At 68.2% G+C, this 11,347-nt stretch carries 13 protein-coding genes; 4 read left to right on the plus strand and 9 right to left on the minus strand.

Features of this window, described 5'->3' with window-relative positions:
• Nucleotides 1-82: 82 nt before the first annotated feature.
• The gene (locus tag AC1DR6_RS07830) at nucleotides 83-844 is read left to right on the plus strand and encodes an ArsR/SmtB family transcription factor (protein ID WP_476828635.1); all 762 of its coding nucleotides are present in this window, start codon (nucleotides 83-85) and stop codon (nucleotides 842-844) included.
• Here AC1DR6_RS07830 and AC1DR6_RS07835 read toward each other — a convergent pair.
• Nucleotides 804-1,682: a patatin-like phospholipase family protein gene (locus tag AC1DR6_RS07835; RefSeq protein ID WP_476828636.1), complete on the minus strand. Its 879-nt coding sequence runs from the start codon at nucleotides 1,680-1,682 to the stop codon at nucleotides 804-806. The two genes, AC1DR6_RS07830 and AC1DR6_RS07835, sit on opposite strands and share 41 nt — an antisense overlap.
• Before the next feature lie 231 nt (nucleotides 1,683-1,913).
• Here AC1DR6_RS07835 and AC1DR6_RS07840 point away from each other — a divergent pair, with 231 nt between their 5' ends.
• Nucleotides 1,914-2,249, plus strand: coding sequence for a hypothetical protein (locus AC1DR6_RS07840; RefSeq protein WP_476828637.1), 336 nt, complete (start codon nucleotides 1,914-1,916; stop codon nucleotides 2,247-2,249).
• 122 nt (nucleotides 2,250-2,371) lie between these two features.
• Here the strand turns inward: AC1DR6_RS07840 and AC1DR6_RS07845 are convergent, their stop codons facing one another.
• Both AC1DR6_RS07845 and purD read right to left on the minus strand, forming a co-directional pair.
• On the minus strand, nucleotides 2,372-2,719 hold the full coding sequence (locus AC1DR6_RS07845) for a hypothetical protein (RefSeq protein ID WP_476828638.1): 348 nt from the start codon (nucleotides 2,717-2,719) through the stop codon (nucleotides 2,372-2,374).
• Between the two features lie 99 nt (nucleotides 2,720-2,818).
• Nucleotides 2,819-4,096: a phosphoribosylamine--glycine ligase gene (purD, locus tag AC1DR6_RS07850; protein ID WP_476828639.1), complete on the minus strand. Its 1,278-nt coding sequence runs from the start codon at nucleotides 4,094-4,096 to the stop codon at nucleotides 2,819-2,821.
• A 237-nt stretch (nucleotides 4,097-4,333) separates the two neighbouring features.
• Between purD and xseA the strand changes: the two genes are divergently transcribed.
• Nucleotides 4,334-5,929 carry an exodeoxyribonuclease VII large subunit gene (gene xseA / locus AC1DR6_RS07855; RefSeq protein WP_476828640.1) on the plus strand — a complete coding sequence of 532 codons (1,596 nt, stop codon included), beginning with the start codon at nucleotides 4,334-4,336 and terminating at the stop codon, nucleotides 5,927-5,929.
• Between the two features lie 9 nt (nucleotides 5,930-5,938).
• Here the strand turns inward: xseA and AC1DR6_RS07860 are convergent, their stop codons facing one another.
• Nucleotides 5,939-6,802 carry a dienelactone hydrolase family protein gene (locus AC1DR6_RS07860; RefSeq protein ID WP_476828641.1) on the minus strand — a complete coding sequence of 288 codons (864 nt, stop codon included), beginning with the start codon at nucleotides 6,800-6,802 and terminating at the stop codon, nucleotides 5,939-5,941.
• Nucleotides 6,803-6,875: 73 nt separating this feature from the next.
• Between AC1DR6_RS07860 and AC1DR6_RS07865 the strand changes: the two genes are divergently transcribed.
• On the plus strand, nucleotides 6,876-7,097 hold the full coding sequence (locus AC1DR6_RS07865; RefSeq protein ID WP_476828642.1) for a DUF2093 domain-containing protein: 222 nt from the start codon (nucleotides 6,876-6,878) through the stop codon (nucleotides 7,095-7,097).
• On the opposite strand, the gene lpxK is transcribed toward AC1DR6_RS07865, so the two are convergent.
• The 5 genes from lpxK to AC1DR6_RS07890 all read right to left on the minus strand — a co-directional run bounded on the left by lpxK (nucleotide 7,074) and on the right by AC1DR6_RS07890 (nucleotide 11,347).
• The gene (gene lpxK, locus AC1DR6_RS07870) at nucleotides 7,074-8,087 is read right to left on the minus strand and encodes a tetraacyldisaccharide 4'-kinase (RefSeq protein ID WP_476828643.1); all 1,014 of its coding nucleotides are present in this window, start codon (nucleotides 8,085-8,087) and stop codon (nucleotides 7,074-7,076) included. The genes AC1DR6_RS07865 and lpxK overlap by 24 nt on opposite strands.
• Complete coding sequence (locus AC1DR6_RS07875; RefSeq protein ID WP_476828644.1) at nucleotides 8,087-9,391, minus strand: 3-deoxy-D-manno-octulosonic acid transferase; 1,305 nt, start codon at nucleotides 9,389-9,391, stop codon at nucleotides 8,087-8,089. Before AC1DR6_RS07875 ends, lpxK begins: the two co-directional genes overlap by 1 nt.
• Nucleotides 9,388-10,155, minus strand: coding sequence for a lysophospholipid acyltransferase family protein (locus tag AC1DR6_RS07880; protein ID WP_476828645.1), 768 nt, complete (start codon nucleotides 10,153-10,155; stop codon nucleotides 9,388-9,390). Before AC1DR6_RS07880 ends, AC1DR6_RS07875 begins: the two co-directional genes overlap by 4 nt.
• Nucleotides 10,156-10,177: 22 nt before the next feature.
• On the minus strand, nucleotides 10,178-10,420 hold the full coding sequence (locus tag AC1DR6_RS07885) for a DUF4170 domain-containing protein (RefSeq protein WP_476828646.1): 243 nt from the start codon (nucleotides 10,418-10,420) through the stop codon (nucleotides 10,178-10,180).
• 102 nt (nucleotides 10,421-10,522) lie between these two features.
• A complete protein-coding gene (locus tag AC1DR6_RS07890) occupies nucleotides 10,523-11,347 on the minus strand; it encodes a 3'(2'),5'-bisphosphate nucleotidase CysQ (RefSeq protein WP_476828647.1) in 825 nt (274 codons plus the stop codon).

The raw sequence follows: 11,347 nt of genomic DNA on the forward strand, positions 1-11,347 counted from the left end.
GTCGCTGTCGCGGGCCGATGCTACGGCGAGCACCGTAGCGTTCCGGCTTTCTTGCGAAGCGCGATCGGCGCATCATCGCCTGATGAGCACGCCCCTTCCCTATGCCGGTCCCTATCTCGCCGAGATCGCCCATCTCATGGGCGACCCGGCGCGGGCCAACATGCTGCATGCGTTGATGGACGGACGTGCCTTGACGGCCAAGGAGCTTGCCTGGCTTGCCGGGGTCGCTCCGCAGACGGCGAGCGGGCATCTCGGCAAGCTGGTGCAGGGCGGATTGCTCGAGGTCGCGAGCCAGGGCCGGCACCGTTACTACCGGTTGAAGGGGCCCGAAGTCGCGGCGGCGCTGGAAGGCCTGATGGTGCTGGCGGGGCGCACAGATTGCGGGCGTCGCCTGCCTCAGCGCGTCGGCGTCGAGCTGGCGCATGCCCGCACCTGCTACGACCATTTTGCCGGACGGCTGGGTATCGGCATTCACGATGCGCTGATGGCCGGCGGCCATCTCGGCGCCGGTCCGGGCGGTTATGTGCTGAACGACACCGGCAAGAGGGTCTTCGCCGCACTCGGCGTCGATCCTGAGGCGCCGGGCAAGGCGGGCCGAGCCGCCCTGCGCCCCTGTCTCGATTGGAGCGAGCGACGGCCGCATCTTGCCGGGCACCTCGCCGCGGCTCTGGCCTGCCGCTGCTTCGAGCAGTGCTGGACGCTCCGTCGCAAGGACAGCCGGGCCGTGACCTTGACCGACGAAGGATTTGCGGCGCTGTCGTCGGCGTTACCGGGCTTTCGGTGTGACACGCCCGAGCCGTCCCTCAGCAGGTCGCGGAAAGAGCGCGTTCCAGAGCCCGCTTGACCTCGTCCTTCAACGGCTCCGATGCGGTCAGGATCGCCTGCGCCTTGAAGAAATCGAGCCCGCCGATGCCCTCCAGCGCATGGCGGATCAGGATGTCGGGCGGTTGCCGGGCCACCATGCGCTGCACGAGCGAGCGTGTCAGGATTTGCGACGCTCCGACAATCGCCTCGACAGCGCCGGGCACGCGCGCGTCCGCCGCGTCGGAGGGCGGCGCGCTCGCGTCGACGGCGAGCACGATCCGGCCGGGCGCGAGCAACGCCTCATAGGGCAGGGGGTTGATCGCCCCGCCGTCGATCAGAACCTGACCGCCAAGCGAGACCGGCCTGACGAGGCCCGGGATGGCGAGCGAGGCGGCGACCGCCGGCGTCAGCGGACCCTGCGACAGGGTGACCTCGACATGCCGGTGGTAATCGGCCGCCGTGGCCGAGAAGGGAATGGCGAGATCCTCGAAGCGGTCGGGCACCGCATCGGGCCAGAACAGATCGAGCAGCCTTTCGCCGTCCATCAGCACGGGATTGCCCAGTCCGCGCACCAGATCGGCGAGCCTCCCGACACGCGCCTCCAGCAGCCGCGAAACGACCCGCGCGCGGTCCCTGAAGCTGGACTGGACATGCTCGCGCAAGGCCGCACCGGGAATTCCGGCGGCATAGGCCGCCCCGATGATCGCGCCGATGGAACAGCCGGCGATCAGGGTCGGCTTGATCCCAAGCTCGTCCAGGGCCTCCAGCACGACGATCTGGCTCAGCCCCCGCGCGCCCCCTGCGCCGAGCGCCAGGGCGATCTCGGGATTGCCGGGCGCCGGCGAAAGCGCTGGCGTTGCGGAGCGGGGCTCGTTCATCACGGGAATCTGGCGAGCGTCGCAGTTTCTGGCAACCTGCTCGGGCCCCTCTGCCGTGATCAAAATCTCGGAGAGCGCGACAGGCTGTTACGGCCGCTCTACATACGCAACCTCAAGTCGAAAGTATTACACGTCAAAGTTGTATATCATCGAACGGCGCGCTAAAGGACGGGCTCTATCGAATCGACGATAAGGCTGGCCGCAGAGCCGCCAAGGGAGCGAACGACGGGCATGCGTATCGGAATCGGCGCTTTCGCGCTCACGGCCGTCTTGATTGCGGCCAAAGCGACCGGCGCGTCGCTGTCATGGATCCTCGTTTTTGCGCCGATCTGGGCTCCGTTGGCGCTGTTCCTGATCTTCGCGGCCGGCTGCCTCGCTCTCGCTGCGCTCGCCATGGGACAAAGGCGGCGCCCGGCAATGAAGGCTGCCGACGAACCCGCTCCCCGCCCGATCTTCGGCGCTGCCGAGCGACCGCGGCAGCCCACGGCTCAGGCCGTCGCGCTGCTCGGCGGCGTCCATCTAGTGGCGGCTCTCGACGCGCTAGGCGCGATGACGTCGTTCATCTGAGCGCCGAGAGAGGAACCGATCGGTCATGCTAATCTATCTCGGGATTGTCTGGCTCGCCTGCGTCGTCGTTTTTCTCGAACTCGCGGCCCGCGCGCCGGCCGCCGACTGAATCTGTGCGATCGTCAGCGGGTTCGGGCCGCGATGGTGAGGCGCCGCAAAGTCACTGACCCGGCCAGACCATCGCCCGTAAGACTGAGTTCATCCGGTTTGAAAAGCCCGATGAAGCGCCGCTTGCCGATCTCGAAGACGACCATCGAGCCGGCGATATTCTTCAGGATCAGCGGCTCGCGCTGGAACGGCAGCTCCTTATCGAGATTGGCCTGCATGCGCTCGCCATCGAGCGTGATCGTCATCTGGTCGCCGACCCAGACACCGCTCATTTGGGCGAGGATCGGCTCGGCCGCCGCAATCGGGCCGCCGCAGCCGATGATCAGGAATGCCAGCAGGACAGCGCAGCGGACCATGCTCATGAGGTAGCCCGGATCAGCTGGCCGTACAACGGATGGAGCGGCGCCTGACCGATCCGCAGGCGTTGTCGGCCGATAGCCGCCGTGTGCGGAGGCCCGCGCTCAGCCCTGCTCGCGCTTGACAGCCTGCCAGCCAATGTCGCGGCGGCAGAAGCCTTCCGGCCAATCGATACGGTCGACGCCGCCATAGGCCTTGGCCTGCGCTTCGGTCACGCTCTTCCCGAGCCCGACCACGTTAAGCACGCGGCCGCCGCTCGCGACGAGCTCGCCGCCTTTCTGCGCGGTGCCCGCATGGAACACCAGCACGTCGTCCAGACCCTCGGCCGCGTCGAGCTTGCGGATCACGCTGCCGGTCTCCGGCTGGGCCGGGTATCCCCGCGCCGCCAGCACCACCGTCAGCGCGGCTTGATCCTTCCAGCGCAGATCGACGCTGCCAAGCACGCCGTCGCAGGCCGCCAGCAGCGCCGGCACGATGTCGCTGAGCAAGCGCGGCATCAGCACCTCGCATTCGGGATCGCCGAAGCGGACATTGTATTCGATCAGCTTCGGTCCCTCGGTCGTGATCATCAGCCCGGCGAAGAGCACACCCTGGAACGGCATCCCGCGCTTGGCCATGCCGGCGAGCGTCGGGTGGATGATCTCGGTCATCACCTGCTGCTCAAGCGCGGGCGTCATCACCGGGGCAGGCGAATAGGCGCCCATGCCGCCGGTGTTGGGGCCGGTGTCGCCGTCGCCGACGCGTTTATGGTCCTGAGCCGAAGCCAACGGCAGCGCATGGCTGCCATCGCAGATCGCGAAGAAGCTCGCCTCCTCGCCCTGCATCCACTCCTCGATGACGACCTCCGCGCCGGCAGCTCCGAGCCCGCCCGCGAACATCATTTCGATAGCGTCATTGGCCTCGTCCAGCGTCTGCGCCATCACGACGCCCTTGCCGGCTGCGAGCCCATCCGCCTTGATCACGATCGGCGCGCCCTGCCGCGCGACATAGGCCTTCGCCGTGTCGGCATTGGAGAACCGTCCGAAGGCCGCGGTCGGGATGTGGAACTGAGCGCAAAGCTCCTTGGTGAAGCCCTTGGACCCTTCGAGCTGCGCTGCCGCCTTCGACGGACCGAAGACCTTGATGCCGGCGGCCTTGAGATCGTCGGCGATGCCCGCGACGAGCGGACCCTCCGGCCCAACGACGACGAGCCCGACGCCTTGCAGTCGGCAGAAGGCGACGACGGCTTGATGGTCGGCGATGTCGATCACGACGTTCGCCCCGCATTGCGCCGTGCCGGGATTGCCCGGCGCGATGAAGAGCTGGTCGCAGAGCGGCGACGCCGAGATCGCCCAGGCCAAGGCATGCTCGCGGCCACCGGACCCGATCAGAAGAATCTTCATGCTGCCGTCTCCTGTTCGGACATCCGTCCCTGGCTCATCCCGAGGGACCGAAGGAAGATCCGGGAGCCATTCCGGACCTTCACCGAGAAGGGTTCCGGCATGATCCCGGATCTGCGCTTTGCTCCGTCCGGGATGACCCGCAAGGGTTCCGGAGCCATATTCGTCTGGCCGCAATAGCGGCCGGAGACATTCACCGCAACGCTTCTGCCGCGGCTTTCGCACCGCTATGGTCCGACCATGGACAGCGAATCGCAGAAGCCCGCCGGCAACGCTCCCGAGTGGTCGGTCTCCGACCTGTCCGGCGCGTTGAAGCGCACCATCGAGGATAATTTCGGTTTCGTGCGCGTGCGCGGCGAGATTTCGGGGTATCGCGGCCCGGTCGCGTCCGGCCACGTCTATTTTTCGCTGAAGGACGTCAACGCCAAGATAGATGCGGTGATCTGGAAGGGCGTCTTCGGCCGGCTGAAAACCCGGCCTCAGGAAGGCCTGGAGGTGATCGCCACGGGGAAGGTCACCACCTTCGCCGGCAAGTCGAGCTATCAGATCGTGATCGATTCGCTGGAGCTGGCCGGGGTCGGCGCGCTGATGGCGCTGCTCGACGAACGCCGCAAGCGGCTCGCCGCCGAGGGCCTCTTCGCCGAGGAGCGCAAGCGCGCGATTCCCTATCTGCCTCGCGTGATCGGGGTCGTGACCTCGCCGACCGGCGCCGTCATTCGCGACATCCTGCATCGGCTGGAGGATCGGTTCCCGCGCCATGTCCTGGTCTGGCCGGTACGGGTGCAGGGCGAGACCAGCGCCGCCGAGGTCGCCAACGCGATTTCCGGCTTCAATGCTCTGCCGGAAACCGGGCGCATTCCACGACCCGACGTGCTCATCGTCGCGCGCGGCGGTGGCTCGCTCGAGGACCTGATGGGCTTCAACGAGGAGGCTGTCGTCCGTGCCGCCGCCGCCTCTCAGATCCCGCTGGTCTCCGCGGTGGGCCACGAGACGGACTGGACACTGATCGATCATGCAGCCGACCTGCGCGCACCGACGCCGACCGGCGCGGCAGAAAAGGTCGTGCCGGTGCGGGCCGAGCTGATGGCCTCGGTCGCGGATTTGTCGCGGCGCCAGCATGGCGCGATGCGCAGGCTCTCCGACCGGCGCCGCGCGGATCTGCGCTCGCTCGCGCGTGCATTGCCGGCGGCCGAAGCCGTGCTGTCGGGCCCGCGCCAGCGGCTGGACCTCGCAGCGGCGCGCCTCGCCCCTGCGCTCGCCCGCAATGCCCGTGCGCATGAACTGCAGCTCCAGGCTCTGGCGCGGCGCCTTTCCGATCATTCGCCGCGTCTGCGCCTGGCCAAGCTGCGCGCCGAGCTTGCCGGGTTCGGAAGGGTGCTCGCCGCCGCGCGAACCAATGCGCTTACAGCCGAACGCACCCGCATTCGCACTGATCAGGCCCGGCTCGGCGTTCTCGAAGCGAGGATGCGCAACGCACTCGGCCAATCGATCCTGCGGCGTCGCGACCGTAGCGAGCAGACCGCCGGTCGCTCGCAGCGGGCCTTTGCGCAAAGCCTTTCGAAGCGGCAGGACCGTCTCGCCTCGCTCTGGGCCTTGATCCGTTCGCTTGGCCCCGATGCGGTGCTTGCGCGCGGTTATGCGTTGATCCGCGACGAATCCGGCGGGCTTGTCCGAGGCATCGCACAGGCCGAGCCGGGCCGCCTGCTCGACGTGCAGGTCAGTGACGGCCATTTCGGCGCGATCGTCGCAGGCGGCGATGCGCCGATCCGGGCTCAGCCGCCGCGTCCTGCCCGCAAGGAAGGGCCAAAGGCGGCAAGCCAGGGCAACCTTTTTTGAGACGCAGCCTTACGGCGCCTTGAGAAAGGTCTCGACGCGCTTGAGCGCATCCGCGCGCGCCGCCGGATTGGTCCCGACGGTGACCTTGCCGGTGCCGTTGGCCGAAAAGGCGACGTTCTCGCGTTCGTTGAGATCGAGCCGAGGATGGTCGAAATCATGCACGGCGCCGGGATAGACGACAAGTTCCACGGGCTCGCCCCGCATTTGGGCGGCGCGCGTCAGGTAGCCGCAGGGCGCCACCGGGGTCCAGTCGTCATCGGCCCCCATCAAAATCAGCAGCGGGATCCTGACCGCGAAGCTCGGCGTCTCCGATTGGGCGCGGCAGCCGGGATAAAAGGTGACCGCGCGACGGAAATCCGGATTGCCGTCGGTCGGCGCGCGGTCCTTGCGGACGGCGTTCAGCACGGTCGAGCCACCGCCGGACCAGCCGATCAGGGAGATCGCGGCGGCGCGGATATCGCCGCGCTGTTGCAGGAAGGCGCGCGCGGCCGCGACGTCACCGGTGCGTTCCCGCCCGGCGCGGACGGTGAGATCCTTGACACCGCATTGCGAACCGAGCCCCCGCGAGCCGTAGCTGTCGGGCATCAGCACGGCGATTCCGCCCGCCGCCAGCCTCTCGCCCCAATCGGCGTGGCGCAGCGAAAGCTTGCCGGGTTCGCGCCACAGCCCGCCGCAGCCATGCAGCGCGATGACCGCGGGAAACGGGCCGGCGCCGGCAGGGCGGAACAGCACGCCGTCGAGATGCCCGCCATCCATCGGAATCTCGACGCGCTCATAGCCGCTGGCGAGAGCCGGCAGGGCGGGCAGAACGAGACTGATCACGCACGCCAGAAGGCGCCACAGACTGGACATCACCGACCAGAGGTTTATCAAGATCCGGGTGTTTCCGGGACCAACGACTATTCCGGCTTCCTGCGCCGCAAATCAATGATTTGATGCAAGTTTGATGAATATCAGCGAGCGCCTTCCGACACAGGGTCCCGAGGCGGCCCTCGACTACGGCCATGGCGAGTTCCGCGTGGTGAAGCCCGGCGCCTTCGTGCGCTGCGCGGTGACCGGCGCGCCGATCCGCCTCGACGACCTCCGGTATTGGTCTGTGGATTGGCAGGAGCCTTATGCTTCGCCTGAAGCAGCGCTCCTTCGCCTACGCCGCGCCGGACGTGCCTAGCGCCGAGCGGAGAAGCGCCTCGACCGCTGCCTGGTCCTCGAAAACAAGCGTGACCGGCACAGGCACCAGCATCGCGGCGTCGCTCGCCGGCCAGAGCCCGGAGAGCTTGGTCATGTCCTTTTCGGTCGTGGCGACGAGGGTGTCCAGATCCTTTGCCTGCGCGACGATGCTGGCGACATCGCTGCTGGAATAGGCGTGGTGGTCACTGAGGCGCCGTTCGGCGACGATTTTCGCCCCGATCCCATCCAGCGTCGCCCGGAATTTTTCAGGCCGCCCGATGCCTGAAAGCGCAAGCACGTGCTGCCCCCGCAATCTGTTTGCGGTAGCGATATCCGGCAAGAGCCGGGCTTTGAAGACGCCCTTCACGCGGGTCTGGGAAAGGCGCGCGACGCGATCGCCCGCCTCTCCATCGCCGATCACGAGCACCGCGTCGATCTCGGCGAGCTGTCCTGACAGCGGCGCCCGCAAAGGCCCGGCCGGGAGGCAGAGCCTGTTTCCCACGCCGCTGCCGCCATCGACGACAGCCAGCTTAAAATCCTTGATGAGCGCCGGGTTCTGCAGACCGTCATCCATCACGATGAGGCTGGCGCCGGCCCGCCGCGCCAGGGCGGCTCCTGCGACCCGATCGCGGGCGATCACCGTGCGGGCATGGCGCGCCATCAGCAGGGGCTCGTCGCCGACTTCGGCTGCAGTGTGGCGCGAGGGATCGACTTCGAGCGGGCCGGCCAGCTTTCCGCCATAGCCGCGCATCAGCACGAAGGGCGTTTGACGCTGCTGTCGGAGCAGGGCGACCAGCGCGATCGCGGTCGGCGTCTTGCCGGCGCCGCCGGCGATGAAATTTCCGACGCAGATCACCGGCAGGCCGGCAGGCGTGCCCGCTCGTCGCATCCGCCGGAGCGTCACCGCGCCGTAAAGCGCTCCCAGCGGCGCCAGCAGCCAAGCCAGCGGCGTCGGCTTCTCGCGCCACCAAAACCCGGGCGCGCTTGGCATCAGGGCGCCGTCTCGCGCTGCCCGAGTGCGGCGCGCATCAGCAGGGGCTCGATCGCGTCCAGTGTACGGTTGATCGCGCCGCCGAGCTGGTTCGCGGTTTGGGCGGCCGCACGTGCCGCCTGCCTGGCGCCGGCGGGCTCGTTGAGCCAGCGATGCACCGCGCCGGCCAGTGCTTGCGCGTCCGCAACCTCGCGCGCGCCACCGCCCTGGTCGAAGGCTGCGAAGATTTCGGAATTATTATGCACGAAGGGTCCGTGCAGCAGCGCGCAGCCGAGCTTGGCCGGCTCGATCGGATTATGACCGCCAATGCCGTCAATCAGCGAGCCCCCCAGAAAGGCGACCTGCGACAGCCGGTAGAACAGCCCGAGTTCGTTCAGCGTGTCGGCGACGTAGAGATCGACGTCGCGCTCCGGGCTTTCCCCGGCGGCACGGCGGGAGACCGCGACATCGTTTGCTTCCGCCAAGGCGACGATGTCGCTGCCGCGCTGCGGGTGGCGTGGCGCGATGATCGTCAGGAGCTTCGGCAGATGGCGCTTCAGCGCGAGATGGGCACCTAGCACCAGCTCATCCTCGCCAGGGTGAGTGCTGGCGGCGATCCAGACCGGGCGGCCGGTCGTCATCCCGTCGAGGATGGCGAGCGTGTCGGCATCGGCAGGGGGAGCCGGTACGTCGAATTTCAGATTGCCGGCGACACTGACGCGCGGTGCGCCGAGCTGCGCCAGCCGCTCGGCGTCGGCTTGTGATTGCGCCAAGCAGGCCTCGAAGCAGGAGAGCAGGAAGCGGGCCGAGCGCGGCATCTTGTACCAGCGCGCGAAGGAGCGCTCCGACATTCGCCCATTGACCATCACGACCGGCAGCGCGCGGCGCTGCGCCTCGACCAGCAGATTCGGCCATATCTCCGATTCGCAGATCAGGCAGAGTTCCGGCCGCCAATGCTCGAGGAAGCGGCGCATGTAGCGGGGCACGTCGAGCGGGATGTACTGGTGGATGGCGCCCGCCGGCAGGCGCGCCGCCATCAGCCGCGCCGAGGTGACCGTGCCGGAGGTGACGAGCACGGTCAGGCCGCGCTTTTGCAGGCGCGCTATCAGCGGCAGCAGCGTCACCGTCTCGCCGACGCTGGCGCCGTGCAGCCAGACCAGCGGCCGGTTCGGTCGCTTGACGCTGGCAAGGCCACGCCGCTCGCCCAGACGCTCCGGGTCTTCCTTGCCGCGACGCTGGCGCACCAGCAGCAGCGCGGCTACCGCCGGCTGCAGCAGCGCGCTGGCGATGCGGTAGGCCCGCAGCGGCAATCCCTTCCGGCTCATGCGACCGGCCCCGTCGCAGCGGGCGCATTCGCGGAAGGAGTTGCTGCCGCGCCAGCGCCGCGCAGCCCGGCGCCGGGGTCGCGGGCGCCGACCAGTTCGTAGGCGCGGGCATGGACGGTATCAAGGCTCGCCTGCACGGCAAGGCGCGCGGCCTCCTGCGTCGCCTCGTCGGCGTCGCGCGCGACGTAGATCGGCTCGCCCACGACGACGGCGCCGTGGCCGAAGGGAAGGCCGATCGAGGCCCTGTCCCAGCTGTTGAAGTCGATGCGCCGGCTCGTCACCACAGCCACCGCCCGGATCGGCCGGCCTGACGCTCGCGCGAGGGCGACGATGCCGGGACCGGCGATGCGCGCGCGCTTGGGAATATCCGCCGTCAGCACCATGGATTCGCCGGCTGCCAGCTTGCGTACCATGGCCAGGAAAGCGCTGGCGCCGCCTTTCTCGCGGATCTTCTTGCCGAGCGCGCCCGAACCGCGGATCGCCCCGATGCCGAGTTCCCGCAGAGCGACCGCGTTGAAGCCGCCATCGCCATGACGCGAGACCAGCGACGACGCCTTCATCCACTCCGGCTTCGCGAAGGGGATCATGATGTGCTGGCCATGCCACATCGCGTAGATCAGCGGCAGCTCCGGCCGTACCTGCTCGTAAATCCCGGCAGGTTCGAAAACGATCCTGTTCGTGCGACGCACAAGGCGCAGATAGCCGGCGAGCAGCCTGCCGAGCGTCTCCTGCGCCATCTTTGTCTTGAGGATCGAGAAACCCATCGTTCCGGTGCTTGCCGGCCGCTCAGGCCTTGGTGGCTTCGGGGTCGAGCAGCCGGTGCAGATGCACCACGAAATACCGCGTCTGCGCCTGATCGACCGTCTGCTGCGCCTTTGCCTTCCAGGCGTTATGGGCGCTGGCATAGTCCGGGAAGATGCCGACGATGTCGAGCTTCGACAGGTCCTTGAAGGTGACGCCGTCGAGGGAGGCGAGCTCGCCGCCGAAGACGAGGTGAAGAAGCTGCTTCTGGTCCGGTTCCGCGCTCATCGCTCTCTCCATGGCCGTAGGGCGCCTCCATAAGCCATTGCGGCGGCGGGCGCGAGGCGGCCGAATGCTGCAGGCGCGAAAAAATCGCTCCGCGCGGAAAATTCAGTTTGTTTGCGTCTGTTCGCGTGCCTCTCGCAACGCTTGCAGCAGCGGGGAGGCAAGCGCCGCGTCGCTCGCGACCAGCACGCCATGGACCGGCACCGGGCGGTTATAGACGACGGCCTCGCCCTGGCCGCCGTTGAGGACACCGCCCGCCTCGCTCAAGACGAGATCGGCCGCAGCCAGATCCCAGTCGCGCGCGCCCGCCGAGATGAGCCCTGCGTCGATCGAGCCGTCGGCGATGCGGGCAAGCCTCAGCGCCAGCGACGGAATCTTGTCGGCCGCATGAAAGGTCGCGATCCGGGCCAGCGCGTCGAGCATGGGCTTCGGGCCCGCGATGCGCGCATCCGTCAAAGCCGGGTGCACGGTCGTCTGGATCGGCTCGCCATTGCGTTTCGCGCCTGCGCCGCGGATGGCACTATAGGTCGCGTTGCAGGCGGGTGCATGAACGATGCCGAGGACAGGCTCGCTCCCTTCGAGAAGCGCGACGCAGACCGCCCAATCGGGCGATCCGCCCATATAGGCGCGCGTGCCGTCGATCGGATCGACGACCCAGACGAGGCGTCGGGTGAGCCGCTGGGCATCGTCGACGGTCTCCTCCGAGAGCCATGCCGCCTCTGGCAGGAGGGCGGAGAGCCGCACGCGCAGGAAGGTGTCGACGCCGATATCGGCTTCGGTCACCGGCGAGCCGCCGCTTTTCGCCCATGTCCGTGCCGCCGTCTTCGCGCCGGGGCGGAAAAGGTTCAGCGCGATCTCGCCGGCCTCCAGGCAGCTTTCGCTCACCGCTCTCATCAGTTCGGCGGCGATAGGGAGCGTTGATGCGGTCAT

It is taken from the genome of Allobosea sp. P5_A5 (assembly GCF_056400625.1).